The sequence below is a fragment of the Pseudomonas frederiksbergensis genome (assembly GCF_001952935.1).
Lineage (GTDB): Bacteria > Pseudomonadota > Gammaproteobacteria > Pseudomonadales > Pseudomonadaceae > Aquipseudomonas > Aquipseudomonas frederiksbergensis.
This window is the reverse complement of record NZ_CP018319.1, coordinates 805,706-824,174: the sequence shown is the minus strand read 5'-3', so window position 1 is coordinate 824,174 and position 18,469 is coordinate 805,706. Positions and strand designations below refer to the sequence as shown.

16 protein-coding genes are annotated in these 18,469 nt (G+C 59.3%); 11 read left to right on the top strand and 5 right to left on the bottom strand.

Annotated elements, in window-relative coordinates; all coding sequences use genetic code 11:
• Positions 1 to 144: 144 nt before the first annotated feature.
• A complete protein-coding gene (gene flgA, locus PFAS1_RS04150) occupies positions 145 to 906 on the bottom strand; it encodes a flagellar basal body P-ring formation chaperone FlgA (RefSeq protein WP_076028300.1) in 762 nt (253 codons plus the stop codon).
• 82 nt (positions 907 to 988) lie between these two features.
• Between flgA and PFAS1_RS04145 the strand changes: the two genes are divergently transcribed.
• The 6 genes from PFAS1_RS04145 to flgE all read left to right on the top strand — a co-directional run bounded on the left by PFAS1_RS04145 (position 989) and on the right by flgE (position 6,002).
• Positions 989 to 1,921 carry a chemotaxis protein CheV gene (locus tag PFAS1_RS04145; protein WP_074879173.1) on the top strand — a complete coding sequence of 311 codons (933 nt, stop codon included), beginning with the start codon at positions 989 to 991 and terminating at the stop codon, positions 1,919 to 1,921.
• Between the two features lie 46 nt (positions 1,922 to 1,967).
• Positions 1,968 to 2,795, top strand: a complete 828-nt coding sequence (cheR, locus tag PFAS1_RS04140; RefSeq protein ID WP_076028299.1) for a protein-glutamate O-methyltransferase CheR — start codon at positions 1,968 to 1,970, stop codon at positions 2,793 to 2,795.
• A gap of 278 nt (positions 2,796 to 3,073) precedes the next feature.
• Entirely contained in the window at positions 3,074 to 3,481 is a 408-nt protein-coding gene (flgB, locus tag PFAS1_RS04135; RefSeq protein WP_008147960.1) for a flagellar basal body rod protein FlgB, read from the top strand.
• A 3-nt stretch (positions 3,482 to 3,484) separates the two neighbouring features.
• The gene (gene flgC / locus PFAS1_RS04130) at positions 3,485 to 3,928 is read left to right on the top strand and encodes a flagellar basal body rod protein FlgC (RefSeq protein WP_076028298.1); all 444 of its coding nucleotides are present in this window, start codon (positions 3,485 to 3,487) and stop codon (positions 3,926 to 3,928) included.
• A gap of 15 nt (positions 3,929 to 3,943) precedes the next feature.
• On the top strand, positions 3,944 to 4,666 hold the full coding sequence (flgD, locus tag PFAS1_RS04125) for a flagellar hook assembly protein FlgD (protein WP_076028297.1): 723 nt from the start codon (positions 3,944 to 3,946) through the stop codon (positions 4,664 to 4,666).
• Between the two features lie 31 nt (positions 4,667 to 4,697).
• Entirely contained in the window at positions 4,698 to 6,002 is a 1,305-nt protein-coding gene (flgE, locus tag PFAS1_RS04120; RefSeq protein WP_076028296.1) for a flagellar hook protein FlgE, read from the top strand.
• A gap of 289 nt (positions 6,003 to 6,291) precedes the next feature.
• On the opposite strand, the gene PFAS1_RS04115 is transcribed toward flgE, so the two are convergent.
• Positions 6,292 to 9,186, bottom strand: a complete 2,895-nt coding sequence (locus PFAS1_RS04115; RefSeq protein ID WP_074879163.1) for a ribonucleoside-diphosphate reductase subunit alpha — start codon at positions 9,184 to 9,186, stop codon at positions 6,292 to 6,294.
• Between the two features lie 739 nt (positions 9,187 to 9,925).
• On the opposite strand from PFAS1_RS04115, the gene PFAS1_RS04110 reads away from it, so the two are divergent.
• Together PFAS1_RS04110 and PFAS1_RS04105 are read left to right on the top strand one after the other, a co-directional pair.
• Complete coding sequence (locus tag PFAS1_RS04110) at positions 9,926 to 10,639, top strand: response regulator (RefSeq protein ID WP_074879161.1); 714 nt, start codon at positions 9,926 to 9,928, stop codon at positions 10,637 to 10,639.
• A complete protein-coding gene (locus PFAS1_RS04105) occupies positions 10,636 to 12,246 on the top strand; it encodes an ATP-binding protein (RefSeq protein ID WP_074879160.1) in 1,611 nt (536 codons plus the stop codon). The genes PFAS1_RS04110 and PFAS1_RS04105 overlap by 4 nt, the downstream gene beginning before the upstream one ends.
• Positions 12,247 to 12,405: 159 nt before the next feature.
• Here the strand turns inward: PFAS1_RS04105 and PFAS1_RS04100 are convergent, their stop codons facing one another.
• Positions 12,406 to 13,131: a 4'-phosphopantetheinyl transferase family protein gene (locus PFAS1_RS04100; RefSeq protein WP_198044950.1), complete on the bottom strand. Its 726-nt coding sequence runs from the start codon at positions 13,129 to 13,131 to the stop codon at positions 12,406 to 12,408.
• 168 nt (positions 13,132 to 13,299) lie between these two features.
• A complete protein-coding gene (locus PFAS1_RS04090) occupies positions 13,300 to 14,091 on the bottom strand; it encodes a dienelactone hydrolase family protein (RefSeq protein WP_076028293.1) in 792 nt (263 codons plus the stop codon).
• A gap of 146 nt (positions 14,092 to 14,237) precedes the next feature.
• On the opposite strand from PFAS1_RS04090, the gene PFAS1_RS04085 reads away from it, so the two are divergent.
• The 3 genes from PFAS1_RS04085 to PFAS1_RS04075 all read left to right on the top strand — a co-directional run bounded on the left by PFAS1_RS04085 (position 14,238) and on the right by PFAS1_RS04075 (position 17,069).
• Complete coding sequence (locus PFAS1_RS04085; protein WP_076028292.1) at positions 14,238 to 14,840, top strand: hypothetical protein; 603 nt, start codon at positions 14,238 to 14,240, stop codon at positions 14,838 to 14,840.
• Between the two features lie 208 nt (positions 14,841 to 15,048).
• The gene (locus PFAS1_RS04080) at positions 15,049 to 15,726 is read left to right on the top strand and encodes a response regulator (protein WP_076028291.1); all 678 of its coding nucleotides are present in this window, start codon (positions 15,049 to 15,051) and stop codon (positions 15,724 to 15,726) included.
• Positions 15,723 to 17,069 carry an ATP-binding protein gene (locus PFAS1_RS04075; RefSeq protein ID WP_076028290.1) on the top strand — a complete coding sequence of 449 codons (1,347 nt, stop codon included), beginning with the start codon at positions 15,723 to 15,725 and terminating at the stop codon, positions 17,067 to 17,069. Before PFAS1_RS04080 ends, PFAS1_RS04075 begins: the two co-directional genes overlap by 4 nt.
• 157 nt (positions 17,070 to 17,226) lie before the next feature.
• On the opposite strand, the gene PFAS1_RS04070 is transcribed toward PFAS1_RS04075, so the two are convergent.
• Positions 17,227 to 18,225 (bottom strand): AraC family transcriptional regulator, encoded by a 999-nt coding sequence (locus tag PFAS1_RS04070; protein ID WP_076028289.1) that lies wholly within the window; start codon positions 18,223 to 18,225, stop codon positions 17,227 to 17,229.
• Positions 18,226 to 18,469 lie beyond the last annotated feature (244 nt).

Sequence of the window (18,469 nt, the reverse complement as noted above, 5' to 3'; positions counted from 1 at the left end):
ACGCTTGCCATGTTTTCGGCCATACCCGGGAAAACTTTAGGCCCAATTATCAATGAGCTTGCGCGCGTCAGCGCTTGCCCTGCATAGGGCACAGTCTAGGGAACAGTCGAGTGGCGCGCCACTTCTTCACAAACAGAGAGTGTTCTACATGGCTACTTCCACTTGGCCAGGCGCAATGACTTGCGCCTTGATGACCCGCTGGGAGTTGAGGTTTTTCACCCGGATCTGTTCGCGCAAGCCGCCGTTGGACAGCGCTTCACCCGGCATGCGCACGCTCAGCGTGCCACTGCGGGCGGTAATCACCACCTGGTCGCCCTTGCTGATGACTTCTGCCTGTTCCATGTGCACCAGGGTCATGACCTGGTCGGCGACCATTGGTCGGGTAAGTTTCTGCCCGATCGCCTGATCGACGGAAGTCAGGTAACCCTGGCTGATGAGGCTGATGTCACGCTCGCGCAGGGTCACATCCTGAGGCTCGACGATACCGGTGCGTCGCAGCGGGCGGGTGGTGGTCACAATGTCGCGAAACAGGCGCACTTGAGCGGGTACGAAGACCGTCCAGGGCGACGCGCCCTCGCAGCGAACCTTGACCGTAACCCGGCCCAGCGGCGTGGCCGGGCTCTCCAGGGACGCTGTCAATTCCTTGTCGCACATCGGCATGCGCAGCCGAGGATCGAGTTGCTTGACCTCGATCTCGTAGCGGCCTTCCGTTTGACTGGTGGCCAGATAGTCTTCTACGGTGAATTCAAGAAAGCCCTGGGTGACGCCGATAAGCATGTCAGGCAAGGTAACCGCGTCAGCAAGGGCAGGGCAGCCAGCGTTGAACAGGCAGACGGCCGACACCGCGCAAAGCAATTTGCGGGCGTTTGATGTCAGGCGTCGGAAAAATGTCGGTTCTGTGTTCATAAGAGTTAAAAAGCAAGCGCCGTGCCGTTTAGTGATGAATGCGCGTCGCAACACACTTAAGCGTTGGTGTAGGAGTCTGTGCATGGCTGGGGTAATGGATGCGGTAAACCAGCGCACGCAACTGGTAGGGCAGAATCGCCTTGAGCTGTTGTTGTTCCGTCTCGACGGCCAGCAGCTGTATGGGATCAACGTGTTCAAGGTTCGGGAAGTGCTGCAATGCCCCAAACTGACGCTGATGCCAAAATCCAGTCCTGTCGTGTGCGGTGTGGCAAGTATTCGGGGGGCGACCATTCCGATTCTTGATCTGGCGATGGCGACCGGCTCCGGTGCGTTGAAAGATCAAAGCAATCCCTTCGTGATCATCACGGAGTACAACACCAAGACCCAGGGTTTCCTGGTGCGGTCAGTGGAACGCATCGTCAACATGAATTGGGAGGAGATCCATCCGCCACCCAAGGGCACGGGACGCGATCATTACCTGACAGCTGTGACTCGGGTCGACAATCAGTTAGTCGAAATCATCGACGTCGAGAAAGTGCTGGCAGAAGTGGCGCCGACACCGGAAGCGATTTCCGTCGGCGTAGTGGATGTCGAAACCCAGCACAAGGCGCTCTCTTTGCGAGTGCTGACGGTCGATGACTCGTCGGTGGCGCGCAAGCAGGTGACCCGTTGCCTGCAGACGGTCGGTGTCGAAGTGGTGGCGTTGAACGACGGTCGGCAAGCGCTGGATTACCTGCGCAAGCTGGTCGACGAGGGCAAGAAGCCGGAAGAAGAGTTCCTGATGATGATTTCCGACATCGAGATGCCGGAGATGGACGGGTACACCCTCACGGCCGAGATCCGCAACGACCCTCGCATGCAAAAGCTTCACATCATCCTGCATACTTCGTTGTCCGGTGTATTCAATCAGGCGATGGTCAAGAAGGTCGGTGCCGATGACTTCCTTGCCAAATTCCGCCCTGATGACCTGGCATCCCGGGTAGTCAACCGGATCAAGGCAGCAGACATCAGCTAGGGGCCTTTTGCCCCTAACGGTTAATACGATTTAAGAGGCGGCATCTTTGTCTACGGGTAATTTGGATTTCGAACAGTTCCGGGTCTTCCTGGAAAAAGCCTGTGGCATTTTGCTTGGTGAAAACAAGCAATACCTGGTCTCGAGCCGTCTCAACAAACTGATGGAACAGCAAGGCATCAAGTCTCTGGGTGAGCTGGTCCAGCGCATCCAGACCCAGCCGCGCAGCGGTTTGCGCGAGATGGTGGTGGATGCCATGACCACCAACGAAACCCTGTGGTTTCGTGACACCTATCCGTTTGAAGTCTTGAAGAACAAGGTGCTGCCCGCGGCGATCAAGGCCGCCCCTGGCCAGCGTCTGCGGATCTGGTCGGCGGCCTGCTCGTCGGGTCAGGAACCTTATTCGCTGTCGATGTCGATCGATGAGTTCGAGCGCGTGAACATGGGCCAGTTGAAGATGGGCGTGCAGATCGTTGCCACCGATCTGTCCGGCACCATGCTGACCAACTGCAAGACCGGCGAGTACGACAGCCTGGCCATCGGCCGCGGCCTGTCGCCCGAGCGCCTTCAACGTTACTTCGACCCGAAAGGGCCGGGACGCTGGGCCATCAAGGCTCCGATCAAGTGCCGGGTGGAGTTTCGCTCGTTCAACCTGCTGGACAGCTACGCAGCGCTGGGCAAGTTTGACATCGTGTTCTGCCGCAACGTGCTGATCTACTTCTCCGCCGAGGTGAAGAAGGACATCCTGTTGCGCATTCACAGCACGTTGAAGCCGGGCGGTTATCTGTTCCTCGGCGCGTCCGAGGCGCTGAACGGTTTGCCGGATCATTACCAGATGGTCCAGTGCAGCCCGGGGATCATTTACCAGGCGAAGTGATTCGTTGGCGTCATCAAAAAACGGGAGTCCTCAGGGGCTCCCGTTTTTTTTGCCTGTTCATTCCATTCCGATAAATCCCCTCGCCACAGGGGCAGGTGGTGTTCTCCAGTGTGTGTGAAGCGGCAGAAAAGCGGCAGGCGGCGGAAATCGGTTGCCGCTTTTCTGGCATTGCCGCATGGCCACTGCCCGCAAAGCCCCGGTTTATGGGCTTTTTTGAATTGGCACGACGCTTGCTATGTCCCTGTTACGAAAAATCAGGTCACCCAAAGGTTTCCGACATGAGCATCAGCTTCGATAAAGCGCTCGGTATCCACGAACAAGCCCTGGGCTTCCGCGCCCAGCGTGCCGAAGTCCTGGCCAACAACATCGCCAACGCCGACACCCCGAACTACAAGGCTCGGGATCTGGACTTCTCCAAAGTGCTCGCCGCACAGAACGAGAAGACCAAGAGCGGATCTTTCGCCTTGAACATGACCAACAGTCGTCATATCGAAGCCGAAGGTCTGGGCAATGGCGACGAGTCGCTGATGTATCGCACGCCGATGCAACCGTCGATCGACCAGAACACCGTTGACGCTCAGCTGGAACAGTCGAACTACGCGGAAAACGCGGTCAACTTCCAGGCCAGCTTCACCCTGCTCAACAGCAAATTCAAAGGGCTGGTCTCAGCCCTTCGTGGAGAGTAAGTCATGTCCCTAGCCAGTGTTTTCAACATCGCCGGTAGCGGCATGAGTGCCCAGACCACTCGTTTGAACACCGTCGCCAGTAACATCGCCAACGCCGAGACCGTCTCGTCGAGCATCGACCAGACCTATCGTGCACGGCACCCGGTATTCGCCACCATGTTCCAGGGCGGCCAGAGCGGCGGCAGCGATTCGCTGTTCCAGGACCAGGACGCTGCCGGTCAAGGCGTGCAAGTGCTGGGCGTGGTCGAAGACCAGAGCAACCTTGACGCACGCTACGAGCCGAACCATCCGGCGGCCGACACCAAGGGCTACGTCTACTACCCGAACGTCAACGTGGTGGAAGAAATGGCTGACATGATTTCCGCGAGCCGTTCGTTCCAGACCAACGCGGAGATGATGAACACCGCCAAAACCATGATGCAGAAGGTCCTGACTCTCGGTCAGTGATAAGGGGCGACTCAGATGAGTGTTACCGATACCACCAGTGGTTTGAGCCTCAAGGACATCCTGGCCAACTCCTCGATCAAGACCAACACCAGCGCCGACGGCCTGGCGGCGGCAACGAACAGCGCCACCGGCAAAAAGGCCCTGGGCAAGGACGCGTTCCTGCAGTTGCTGGTAACGCAACTGAAAAACCAGAACCCGCTGGAACCGCAGGACAACGGCGAGTTCGTCGCCCAGTTGGCCCAGTTCAGTAGCCTGGAAGGCATCACCACGCTCAACGACACCGTCAGTGGCCTGGCGAGCAATTACAACTCGTCCCAAGCGTTGCAGGCGTCATCCCTGGTCGGGCGTTCGGTTATTGCCCCGAGCGACAAGTCGGTGGTCGATACCTCCAAGAGTTTCAGCGGCACCATTGCCGTACCGGCGTCGGTGGACCCGCTCAAGGTCAAGATCACCGATGCCGATGGCAAGGTTGTCCGCACCATCGACCTGGGCAGCCAGAAAGCCGGCACTTCCAGTTTCATCTGGGATGGCAAAAACGACGCAGGCGAAGTGGCCAAGGCGGGTACCTATACCTTCGGCGCTACGGCGACCTACGACGGCAAGGCGACCTCGCTGGTGACGTACCTGCCGGCAACGGTCAACAGCGTGACGATCAGCCAGACCGGCGGTGAGTTGATGCTCAACCTGGCCGGAGCCGGCAGCATCGCCCTGTCCAAAGTACAAACTATTGGTATGTAGAGCCGACTAACACGGCACAAAGGAGTGGAATATGTCTTTCAATATCGGCCTTAGCGGTCTCTATGCAGCCAACAAACAACTGGACGTGACCGGCAACAACATCGCCAACGTCGCGACCACCGGTTTCAAATCGTCCCGTGCGGAATTCGAAGACGTTTACTCGGCCACCAAGCTGGGTTCGGGCAGCAAGACCATCGGTAATGGCGTGCGCCTGGCCAACGTTTCCCAGCAGTTTACCCAGGGCGACGTCAACAACACCGGCAACGTGCTGGACATGGGCATCAACGGTTCCGGCTTCTTCGTGCTGAGCGAAAACGGTTCGATGTCCTACACCCGTGCCGGTACGTTCAAGGTCGACAAGGACGGTTACGTCACCAATAGCGATGGCTCTGCGCGCCTGCAGGGTTATGGCGTCGATGCCAATGGCAAGATCCTCAATGGCGTCCTGACTGACCTGCGCGTCGATACGTCGAACCTGGCGCCAAAAAACACTTCCACGGTTTCGTCGACGATCAACCTGAACTCCACCGCTCCCATCATCAACCAGACGACCAATCCGTTTGACCCGTCCAAGGAAGCGTCCTTTACCAAGCAGTTCAGTACCCCGATTTACGATACCCAGGGCAACAAGCACATCATGGATCAATACATGGTCAAGACGGGTGACAACACCTGGAAGACCTACACCCTGATCGAGGGTCGCAACCCGGATGGCAGCGATCCTACCGTTACACCTCCTGTCGCTTCGACCATGGCGTTCGATTCGTCAGGCAAACTGGTTTCCGTCACCACTCCAGCCGTCCCTGCGCCGATTGTCAGTCCTGACCTGAAAGTCACCGGCTGGGTTCCGGGTAACGTGACCAATGGCGTGTGGACAGCTAACGGTGCTGCCTCCGGAGTCGTTACGGTCTCCATGGACAAAACCACGCAGTACAACGCTGACACCGCGCGTTCGATTCCTTCGCAGAACGGCTACGCCACCGGCCAGATCACCAACCTGACCATCGACTCCAGCGGTGTGATGCTCGCCAACTTCAGCAACAGCCAGACCAAGCCCATCGGCCAGATCTCGCTCGCCAGCTTTACCAACGAACAAGGTTTGCAACCAGTAGGCGGCACCAGTTGGAAAGAAACCTACGCGTCGGGTATCCCGGGCTACGATGCGCCGAACACCGGTACCTTGGGCGAGATTCACTCCAACTCCCTGGAAGAGTCCAACGTCAACCTGACCAATGAACTGGTCGACCTGATCAAGGCGCAGAGCAACTACCAGGCGAACGCCAAGACCATCTCCACCCAGAGCACCATCATGCAGACCATCATTCAGATGACCTGATGCGGGATAGCGCTGCATAAAGAACCCCTCGCAAGAGGGGTTTTTTTATGACCGGGATTTGTCCCTGACGCAGGCATCCTGGTTATCTGTGCTGGCCTCATCGCGAGCAGGCTCGCTCCCACAGTAGATCGCATTCCTCCGAGTCAACCCGGCCCTGTAGGAGTGAGCCTGCTCGCGATGGCGTCAGCACAGTCACCACATTCCTCAAGGCAAAAGAAAACCCCCGACAATCCAGAGGACCGATCGGGGGTTATCGAGGTCAGCGCCTTTCAGCGCTCACCGGCTCAGCTTATTGGCAAGCTTCGCAATCCGGCTCGTCGATGGCGCAAGCCTTCGGCACTGGAGCAGGACCGGCAGGGGCTGCCAGGACCGAGTCTTCACCGTGGTTGCCGCCGCTGGAAACAGCGTTCAGCTTGCCGGTGTTGATGGTCGACTTCTCGGTGCTGGTCGCGGCCAGGGCACGGAGGTAGTAAGTGGTTTTCAGACCACGGTACCAGGCCATGCGGTAGGTCACGTCCAGCTTCTTGCCCGATGCGCCAGCGATGTACAGGTTCAGCGATTGAGCCTGGTCGATCCACTTCTGACGACGGCTTGCCGCGTCAACGATCCACTTGGTGTCCACTTCGAAGGCAGTCGCATAGAGCTCTTTGAGTTCTTGCGGGATGCGCTCGATCTGCTGCACCGAACCGTCGTAGTACTTCAGGTCGTTGATCATGACCGAGTCCCACAGACCGCGAGCCTTCAGGTCACGAACCAGGTACGGGTTGATCACGGTGAATTCGCCCGACAGGTTCGATTTCACGTAGAGGTTCTGGTAGGTCGGTTCGATCGACTGCGATACGCCAGTGATGTTGGCGATGGTCGCGGTCGGTGCGATGGCCATGATGTTGGAGTTACGAATGCCTTTCTGCACACGGGCGCGAACCGGTGCCCAGTCCAGGGATTCGTTCAGGTCAACGTCGATGTACTTCTGGCCACGTTGCTCGATCAGGATCTGTTGCGAATCCAGCGGCAGGATGCCTTTGGACCACAGCGAACCCTGGAACGTCTCGTAGGCGCCGCGCTCATCGGCCAGGTCGCAGGAGGCCTGGATCGCGTAGTAGCTGACCGCTTCCATCGACTTGTCGGCGAACTCGACGGCAGCGTCGGAACCGTAAGGAATGTGCTGCAGGTACAAAGCGTCCTGGAAGCCCATGATGCCCAGACCGACCGGACGGTGCTTGAAGTTGGAGTTCTTCGCTTGTGGCACCGAGTAGTAGTTGATGTCGATAACGTTATCGAGCATGCGAACGGCGGTGTTCACGGTGCGTTCCAGCTTGGCGGTGTCCAGCTTGCCGTTGGTGATGTGGTTCGGCAGGTTGATCGAGCCCAGGTTGCAAACGGCGATCTCGTCCTTGTTGGTGTTCAAGGTGATCTCGGTGCACAGGTTCGAGCTGTGAACCACGCCGACGTGCTGCTGCGGGCTGCGCAGGTTGCACGGGTCTTTGAAGGTCAGCCATGGGTGGCCGGTTTCAAACAGCATGGACAGCATTTTGCGCCACAGGTCTTTGGCCTGGATGGTCTTGAACAGCTTGATCTTGCCCGGGTACTCGGACAGGGCTTCGTAGTACTCGTAACGCTCTTCGAACGCCTTGCCGGTCAGGTCGTGCAGGTCCGGCACTTCGGACGGCGAGAACAGGGTCCACTTGCCGTCATCGAAGACGCGCTTCATGAACAGGTCAGGAATCCAGTTGGCGGTGTTCATGTCGTGGGTACGACGACGATCATCACCGGTGTTCTTGCGCAGTTCGATGAACTCTTCGATGTCCATGTGCCAGGTTTCCAGGTAGGCACAGACAGCGCCTTTGCGCTTGCCACCCTGGTTAACGGCGACGGCGGTGTCGTTCACCACTTTCAGGAACGGAACAACGCCCTGGGATTTGCCGTTGGTGCCCTTGATGTAAGAACCCAGTGCACGAACCGGAGTCCAGTCGTTGCCCAGGCCGCCGGCGAATTTCGACAACATGGCGTTGTCGTGGATCGCGTGATAAATGCCCGACAGGTCATCCGGCACGGTGGTCAGGTAGCAGCTCGACAGCTGTGGACGCAGGGTGCCGGCGTTGAACAGGGTCGGGGTCGAGGACATGTAGTCGAAGGACGACAACAGGTTGTAGAACTCGATCGCACGGTCTTCTTTGTTCTTCTCTTCGATTGCCAGGCCCATGGCCACGCGCATGAAGAAGATTTGCGGCAGTTCGAAGCGGATCCCGTCCTTGTGGATGAAGTAACGGTCGTACAGGGTTTGCAGGCCCAGGTACGTGAACTGCTGATCGCGCTCGTGGTTGATTGCCTTGCCGAGTTTTTCCAGGTCGAAGGTAGCGAGGACCGGGTTCAGCAATTCGAATTCGATGCCCTTGGCGATGTAGGCAGGCAGGGCCTTGGCATACAGGTCGACCATTTCGTGATGGGTCGCGCTCTCGGCGACACCAAGGAAATTCAGGCCTTCGGCACGCAGGGTGTCCATCAGCAGGCGGGCGGTCACGAACGAGTAGTTCGGCTCACGCTCGACCAGCGTACGGGCGGTCATCACCAACGCGGTGTTGACGTCGGTCAGGGCCACGCCGTCGTACAGGTTTTTCAGGGTTTCGCGCTGGATCAGGTCGCCGTCGACTTCTTCCAGGCCTTCGCACGCTTCGGTGACGATGGTGTTCAGGCGGCCCATGTCCAGAGGAGCAAAGGTGCCATCGGCGCGGGTGATGCGGATCGACGGGTGAGCGTTGACTGCTTCTTCGGCCGGTGCGTGGGCTGCGCGTTCTTTCGAGCGACCGTCACGGTAGATCACGTAGTCGCGGGCTACTTTCTGCTCGCCGGCACGCATCAGGGCCAGTTCGACCTGGTCCTGGATTTCTTCGATGTGGATCGTGCCGCCCGAGGGCATGCGACGCTTGAAGGTCGCGGTGACTTGTTCGGTCAGACGGGCAACGGTGTCATGGATTCGCGACGAAGCGGCAGCGGTGCCGCCCTCAACTGCGAGAAACGCTTTGGTGATGGCGACGGTGATCTTGTCATCGGTGTAAGGAACGACAGTGCCGTTACGCTTGATCACACGCAGTTGGCCAGGCGCGGTGGCGGACAGATCCGAAGTCGAATCTGCGGCCTGCGGCAAGGTGCCCTGCGGGTTCTCGCGAGTTGTGTCGGTTTGCATGGGGGGTTGTCTCCACATTCTCTATGTTTGTTTGGGCACCATTTGGGTGCCCACCGTTCCGTCCTGAAGCACTACAACCGGCGAGGGGCCGGGCATACCAACTTCGGGACAGATCAGGAAGGGGCTATTGGGGCGCCGCTTCCATGCCGAAGTCTTTGGTCCCAGGGCTTGAACCTGGAACCGGGATCCTTTTGGGTGACAGTAATCGACTGCAACACCCGTACCGTTAACGCCGTTATCGGCTCAAAAACAGTAGCCATCCGTACGCGCGGTTTGGTCTTTCGAAAATACGTTTGGTTCAACCGGAAAGAGGCAATAAAAGCGCTTGAAACCGGTGTCTGATTTGTGTTTGGTTTTTATGCAAAAACCCTACATGTAGGGTTTTTTTGGCGACGGGGTACAAGATAATGCGTTTTTGGGGGTGTTGCAACGTACTACCTGTGGATAAACCTGTGCGTAAATTGTGTGTGAAAGGTGGAACGGGCGTGTAGGCCGCGACCTAGCTGGAGCGGACCGTTTTTCACTGATTTTCACCGATTGAAAACAGTTGCTCGGCTTTTTAAGGGCGCGAACCCTATCACAAAAAACCGCGTTGTCCGAACGCATTTACCGGCTTGTGTTCTTGGCGAGCGGCGTTTATACAATCGGCTCATGCAGATGCATTCTTATCCTCCCCAATCATTACAAAAAGACGGGCGGATCCTTCCTTATAAAGTGTTGTTGGCAAGCAGAGGTCACCGTGGAGCAAGAAGCCTGGCAGGTATTGATTGTCGAGGACGACCAGCGTCTGGCCGAACTGACCCGCGACTACCTGGAAGCCAATGGTCTGCGCGTATCGATCGAGGGCAACGGCGCCTTGGCCGCGGCACGGATCATCAAGGAGAAACCGGACCTGGTGATCCTCGACCTGATGTTGCCGGGCGAGGATGGCCTGAGCATCTGCCGCAAGGTCCGCGACAAGTATGACGGCCCGATCCTGATGCTCACCGCCCGCACCGACGACACCGATCAGATACTTGGCCTGGACCTGGGCGCCGACGACTACGTGTGCAAACCGGTTCGCCCCCGTCTGTTGCTGGCGCGTATCCAGGCCCTGTTGCGACGCAGTGAAGCCCCTGAAGTGGCGCCGGAAAAACAACGGCGCCTGCAGTTCGGCCCCCTGGTGGTCGACAACGCATTGCGCGAAGCCTGGCTGAACGACAACGGCATCGAACTGACCAGCGCCGAGTTCGACCTGCTCTGGCTGTTGGTGGCCAACGCCGGGCGCATCCTGTCCCGGGAAGAGATTTTCACCGCGCTACGCGGCATTGGCTATGACGGCCAGGACCGTTCCATCGACGTGCGCATCTCGCGCATTCGCCCAAAAATCGGCGATGACCCGGAGCATCCGCGGCTGATCAAGACCATCCGCAGCAAAGGTTATCTGTTCGTTCCAGAAGCCTGCACGCTGTGAACTCGATCTTCCTGCGCATTTACGGTGGCATGTGCGCGGCGCTGATTCTGGTGGCGGTGCTCGGCGTGCTGGCCTTGCACCTGCTTAACCAGGTGCGCGGCGAGCAATACCGCGAACGCCTGGCCCACGGCACGTTCTCGCTGATGGCCGACAATCTGAACCCGATGAACGAAACCGAGCGCCACCGTGCCTTGCTGGTGTGGGAGCGGTTGTTGGGGATTCCTCTGGCGCTGAAGACCTTTGCCCAAACCGACCTCGACATGACCCAGCGCACCCGCGTGCTGCGCGGTCAGGCGCTGGTGGAACAGACCGGTCCGCACGCGGCGAAGGTTTACCGGTTGGTCAGCGACAAGGAACAGTTGGTGCTGACCGGCGAAGTCCAGCAGATCAGCGAACAACTGGCCCGGGCGACTATTTACCTGCTGGCCGATGAACTGGTGCGCTACCCGGTGGCCGAGCAACCCGAGCGCCTGGCGCAATTGAAGCGCGACAAAGGCTTTGGTTTCGACTTGCGGCTGGTGAAGATCGAACAGGCGGACATGGACGAAGACCAGAGTCGCCGGGTGTCTGAGGGCGACACGGTGATGGCGCTGGGCAAGGGCGGCGATTCGATCCGGGTGTTTGCCGGCATGGTGGGGACGCCGTGGGTGCTGGAAATCGGCCCGTTGTATCAGATGAATCCTTATCCGCCGGAGTGGCTGGTGCTGATCGCCGCCCTGGGTTTGAGCCTGATCGGCTTGATCGTCTATTTATTGGTGCGCCAACTTGAACGCCGTTTGCGTGGCCTGGAAGCGGCCGCCACGCGCATCGCCAAGGGCAGCCTGGAAACCCGCGTGCCAACACGCGGCGCGGACTCGGTGGGACGGCTGGCTTCGGCGTTCAACGGCATGGCCGAACACTTGCAGCAATTGCTGGCGATTCAGCGTGAGCTGGTGCGTGCCGTGTCTCATGAGCTGCGCACACCCGTGGCGCGGTTGCGTTTTGGCCTGGAAATGATCGGCTCGGCGACCACGCCGCAGGCGTTGGAAAAATACTGTGAAGGCATGGACCATGACATCGAGGATCTCGATCGCCTGGTGGACGAGATGCTCACCTACGCACGACTGGAGCAGGGTTCACCGGCACTGAATTTTCAGCGGATCGATCTGGATGCGTTGGTCAATCAGGTGATCGAAGAACTGGCGCCGTTACGCGCCGAGGTCACGGTGCAGCGCGGTTTGTGTTTGTCCGCCGCGGACAATGATGATGCCTGGGTCGAGGCCGAGCCGCGTTACCTGCACCGGGCGTTGCAGAACCTGGTGAGCAACGCCATGCGCCACGCTCAATCGCGGGTGACCGTCAGCTATCAGGTCGGGCAGCAGCGCTGTCGAGTGGATGTCGAGGATGACGGACCGGGCGTGCCGGAAACGGCCTGGGAGAAAATCTTCACGCCATTCCTGCGCCTCGACGACAGCCGTACCCGCGCCTCCGGTGGGCATGGGTTGGGGTTGTCCATCGTGCGGCGAATCATCCATTGGCATGATGGCCGGGCGTTGATCAGCAAGAGTAAAAGCCTGGGCGGGGCGTGTTTCAGTTTGAGTTGGCCGCGCAATCAGGAGAAGCGGTGAGATTGTTGGTGAATGTTCCACCGCTTTCGTCGGAACGCCGCCCGGAGACAAGCCCGCTCCCACACTGGATCTTCAGTGTTCACATATTTTGTGTTCACAGCAGATCAAATGTGGGAGCGGGCTTGCTCGCGAAGAGGCCCTTACAGGCACTGAAAAAACTCAGGCCTTGATGCTGACCAGACTCAACAACTGCCCATCAATGACCCCAAACTGCGCATCCAGCTCAGTGCCGTTGCGCCACTCGCTGGACAAATCAGTCAGCAACCGCAGCCGCACTTCACCGCTTTCGGTCCACTCCAGCACTTCAGCGTGCTCGAAATAGAAGCGCTGCTGAACGATCGGATACAGCGCCTTGAACAGGCTTTCCTTCACTGAAAACGTCAAGGTGACCAGCATCGCCAACTGGTCGCGACGGCCTGCGGTCATGCGTTGCAACTCGGGCGGGGTGAGGATTTCCCCGGCCAGCCGCTCGGCCCGTTCAGGGTTGAGCAGGTTTTCCAGGTCCATCCCCAGGCCGCGATAGTGGGTTTTCTTCGCGACGATCGCCGAGGCCCGGCCGGTGCTGTGGGTGATCGAGCCGGTGATGTGCGTCGGCCATACCGGTGCCCGGTCTTCGCCGATAGCCGGAATAAAGCTCAGCCCTTCCAGCTGTTGCAACGCCGCCCGAGCGCAAACCCGCCCGGCGAGGAACTCTGCCTGACGCTTGGCGACCGAACGCTGGATGGTGGGCGGCGGCTCGATGGCGCTACGCTGGAAATCATCGCTGGCCAGTTGCGAGGTATCGAAGTGAGTGCTCAACAGCACCGTATCGGGCAGCGCAAACGGCAGCGGCCAATGGGCATCGAGTGGAGTGCAGCAGACGGGGAGGGCGGGGGCGCGATTCATGTGGGGGATTTTGCCGGGTTGCTCTCAGGCTGGGTAGTAGCAACGGCTTGATCGTTCCCACGCTCCGCGTGGGAATGCCTCAAGGGACGCTCCGCGTTCCAGCTCTCGAAAGGGACGCGGAGCGTCCCGGGCTGCATTCCCACGGGGACCGTGGGAACGATCACTGTGTCAGCTAAATATTTTCTTGAAGAACGCCTGCATGTCCGCCCAGGATTTTTCATCCGCCGCTTTGTTGTAGCCAATATCCGGCCCGCCGTGATCGCCATGGCTCAACCGGTCCGCATCAGGATTGCTGAATCCATGCTTGGCTCCTTCAAGGTTGACGAACTGATAGTCAGCGCCTGCCTTGTCCATCTCAGCCTTGAACGCTGCAACATTATCCGCGGTGATCATGCTGTCCAGAGCGCCATGTTCGACGAGGATCTTGGCTTTCACGCTACCCGGTGTGGCAGGCGTCTTGGTTGCCAGCGCACCGTGAAAACTCACCACGCCCGCCAGCGGCAAACCCTGGCGTGCCGCATTCAGCACCACGCCGCCGCCAAAGCAATAACCGATAGCGGCGATTTTGTCCGGATCGGTTTGTGGCTGTTTCTTCAGCAGATCAAGCCCGGCCTGAAAGCGTGCACTGGACGCGGCACTGTCTTTCAATGCCGCTTGCATGAAGGCCATGGCGTCCTTGGGATGCTCAGTGTTTTTGCCATCGCCATACATATCGATGGCCAGTGCGCTGTAGCCCAGACCGGCGAGATCCCGGGCGCGGCGCTTGGTGTACTCGTTGAGCCCCCACCATTCGTGTACCACCACAACGCCAGGGCGTGCGCCCTGGATGGCGTCGTCATAGGCGAAATAGCCGATCAGCTTGGTGCCGTCAGCACTTTGATAAGGGATCTCCTGAGTCTTGATAGCGGCTTGGCTGAGCCCGCTCAAGGCCAGTAATACAAAGGCGAGGAAAATGCGCATCGTCGGATCTCCTGCAAAAAAGTCATCAAAACAGCCTGGTCGATTTGATTCAGCTCAGGTTCAGCGTGCGTTCAGGGGGAGTTCAGGGCCGGGTGAGTAACCTTGCCCCGTACCCAAATAGCAAATAGCACATAAGGAACTCCCCTATGACTGGATTCAAAAAACTGCTTCTGGCTTTTACTGTCCTGAGCGCGAGTACCGCGGCTTTCGCTTCCGACGACAATTTCGCCAGCCTTACTTTTGGACAGACCAGCGACAAAGTCAAAAAGTCCCACGCCCTGAACGACAACCTCAACAGCCCGAACGCCGACGGCGTGATCGGCAAGGACAACACCTGGGGTGTGCGTCTGGGCCGGCAAAACAGTCAGGGCCGCTACTATGCCACTTACGACAACGTATCGGGCTCCCACAACGGCATTAAACTGCGGCAGGAAAACCTCCTGGGCAGCTACGACCTGTTCTACCCGGTGGGCAGCAGCACCAGGTTGTTCGGCGGCGCCACGGCCGGTTTGACCAAAATGACTCAGGAGTCGCCAGGCTTCAGCCGCGACAGCGACATCGGTTACGCCATCGGCGGCCAGGTGGGTGTCCTGCAACAGGTTTCGCAAAACACCTCGGTGGAACTGGGTTACCGTTACCTGCGCAGCAACGCCAGCACCGAGATGAGCGAGCGCGGTGGCAGCAAACAGGGCTCGCTGGACCTGACCAGCAGCGCCCAGACCTACCTGTCGGCGAACTACGCTTTCTGACAAGGGCTTCGCAAGGGCATGCACCAATGTGAGTCAGAAAAGCAAAATCCCTGTGGGAGCGGGCTTGCTCGCGAAAGCGGTGTGTCAGGCGACAACTATGTTGACTGTGCCGCCGTCTTCGCGAGCAAGTCCGCTCCCACAGGTTCCGCGATTTACCTGGCTGGCGAAACTATGCCTCTGGAGATGTTGATTTGCGTAGGAGAGCGTTATGAAACTGCTGGTCGTCGAAGATGAAGCGCTGTTGCGCCATCACCTGCAAACCCGCCTGACGGACAGCGGCCACGTGGTCGAGTCCGTGGCCAATGCTGAAGAGGCGCTGTACCAGACCGAGCAGTACAACCATGACCTGGCGGTGATCGACCTCGGCCTGCCGGGCATGGGCGGGCTCGACCTGATCCGTCAGCTGCGCTCGCGCGGCAAGACTTTCCCGATCCTGATCCTCACCGCGCGCGGCAACTGGCAGGACAAGGTCGAAGGCCTCGCCGCCGGCGCCGACGATTACGTGGTCAAGCCGTTCCAGTTCGAAGAACTCGATGCCCGGCTGAACGCCTTACTGCGCCGCTCCAGCGGTTTCACCCAGTCGACCATCGTCGCCGGGCCGTTGCTGCTGGACCTCAATCGCAAACAGGCGTCCCTTGATGAACAACCGTTGGCGCTGACCGCTTACGAATATCGGATCCTCGAGTACCTGATGCGGCATCACCAGCAAGTGGTGGCCAAGGATCGCTTGATGGAGCAGCTCTACCCGGACGACGACGAGCGCGATCCGAACGTGATCGAAGTGTTGGTCGGCCGTCTGCGCCGCAAACTTGAAGGCCCGTCCGGCTTCAAACCGATCGATACCGTGCGTGGCCTCGGCTACCTGTTCAATGAGCGCTGCACTTGATTCGTTCCCTTCGTGTCCGTTTGATGCTCGCTGCCGCGCTCCTGGCGGTGTTGTTCATGCTGGCGCTGCTGCCGGCGATGCAGGGCGCGTTCAGCCTGGCGTTGCAGGACTCGATCGAACAGCGCCTGGCGTCGGACGTCACCACGCTGATTTCCGCCGCCCGGGTGGAGAACAACCGCTTGCAGATGCCGGCGCAGTTGCCCGATGAGCGTTTCAACCTCACTGACGGCCGTTTGCTTGGCTACATCTATGACCGCGAAGGGCATCTGGTCTGGCGCTCGAAGGGCACCCAGGAAGAGCACATCAACTACACACCGCGTTACGACGGGCGCGGTAATGAGTTCGCGAGAATCAGCGAAGCCAATGGCCAGGAATTCTTCGTCTATGACGTCGAGGTCAAACTGCTCGGCGGCAAGAGCGCGGCGTTCAGCATCGTCGCGCTGCAACCGGTGCGTGAGTACGAAGCAACCCTCGAAGGCCTGCGGGAAAACCTCTACCTCGGTTTCGGTGCCGCCTTGCTGGTGTTGCTCGCGCTGCTGTGGAGCGGCCTGACCTGGGGCTTGCAGGCGTTGCGCCGGCTCAGTCAGGAACTGGACGAGATCGAAAGCGGCACCCGCGAAAGCCTCAGCGAACAACACCCGCGCGAACTGTTGCGCCTGACCGGTTCCCTCAACCGCTTGCTGCACAGCGAGCGCGAACAACGCAGCCGCTATCGCGATTCCCTCGACGACCTGGCCCACAGCCTGAAAACCCCGCTGACTGTGCTGCAAGGCGTCAGCGAAGACATGGCCCAGCGCCCGGCCGATCGTGATCAGGCCTGGGTGCTGCAAACCCAGATTGAACGCATGAGTCAGCAGATCAGCTATCAACTGCAACGCGCCAGCCTGCGCAAAAGTGGTCTGGTGCGTCATCAGGTACGCCTGCGCCCGGTGCTGCAAAGCCTGTGCGACACGCTGGACAAGGTCTACCGCGACAAACGCGTGCGGGTCGCGTTCGATCTGCCGGAGCAGTGTTACGTGCCGATCGAGCAGGGTGCGCTGCTGGAAATGATGGGCAACCTGCTGGAAAACGCCTATCGCCTGTGCCTCGGCGAAGTACGCATCAGCGTGCGCGAAAGCCTTGGCGGGGTTGAGTTGTGCGTTGAGGATGACGGGCCGGGCGTGCCGCCGGATCAGCGGGCGCGGATTCTGCAAAGGGGAGAGCGGCTGGATCGCCAGCATCCGGGGCAGGGGATTGGGTTGGCGGTGGTCAAGGACATCATCGAGAGCTACAGCGCGAAGCTGACGCTGGGGGATTCGCCACTGGGCGGGGCGGCGTTCCGGATTCATTTTCCGGTGGTTTGACCGCGAGTAACCGATCGTTCCCACGCGGAGCGACTGATCGTTCCCACGCTCTGCGTGGGAATGCAGCCCGGGACGCTCTGCGTCCCTTTCGGGAGCTGGAACGCGGAGCGTCCCTTGAGGCATTCCCACGCAGAGCGTGGGAACGATCAGTGGAACTTCAGTTCTCTTGCGCGCGATAAGCCCCAGGCGTAAGTCCGGTCCATTTCTTGAACGCCCGGTGAAACGCCGAAGGCTCGGAAAACCCCAGCTGCTCGGCAATCTGCTGCAACGACAAATCCGCCCGCCCCAGGTGATAAATCGCAATGTCCCGGCGCAGCTGATCCTTCAATTCCTGAAAACTCGACCCTTCCTCCCGCAAATGCCGACGCAACGTTTGCGGGCTGATGTGCAAGTGCGCGGCCACCTCTTGAAGATCCGGCCAGTGCGAACTGTCGCGGCTGAGCAACCTTCGCAACTGGCTGCTCAAACTGTCGCCGTCGTCCGGGCGCGACAACAGGTCGGCGGGGGAGCGTTCGAGGAAATGCTTGAGTGTCCGTTCATCCTGCAGCAGCGGCATGTCCAGGTAACGACTGTGAAACAACAGGCTGCTCTGCGCCGTGGAAAACGCCAGAGGGCAGGGGAACAGCAAATCGTATTCGGCTCCGTGCTCGGGCTTCGGGTAACTGAACGTCGCCTGTTCCAAGCGAATGCGCTGGCCGATCAGCCAGCTGCCGAGACGATGCCACACCAGCAACTGGCTCTCGGTGAGGAAGTGGTCCGGGTCGCGGAACTGCGAGTCGTCGAGGCTCAGACGAATCAGGTCGTCTTCGCGGGTCAGGGTCAGACGGGGGCTGTTGGGGAACAAGCTGTAAAACAACAGGCCGCGGTGGAGTGCTTTCTCCAGATTGCGGCAATGGATCAGCGCATGGCACATCATCGCGAAGCTACCGGTTTTGCTCGGAACCGGCCCGAAGCCCAGGTATTCGTCATCCAGTGCCAGCCACAGCCCCTGAATCAATCGGGTGAACTGTTCAGGCGCGATTCGCGCTCGCGGCTCTTCAAGCAACTCGGGGCTGATGCCGAGTTGTTGCAGCAGATTCGAATAGTCATAACCCAGCCGGCGTGCGCCACCGAGGGCGGCACGGGCGAAATGACTGGCGATGGTGCGTTCGCGCATAGCAGGCAAGTCCGTCCATTGAACGGCCGATGGTAGCCGTGGCGCCTGATGATGAACAAGGCGGATATCCGCCAATTTGTAGGACGAGGTTTGGTCGATGGGCGGAAATCCGCCACTTTGCCGTAACCGTCTGGTGACAAAGAAAAACCTGCAACCCTTGAAGCCAAAAGGCTTGCTGGCGATTTGACGAAGGTGGCACGGGCCTTGCGATACAACTCGCAGATGCCTGCCGCTGCGCAGCTCG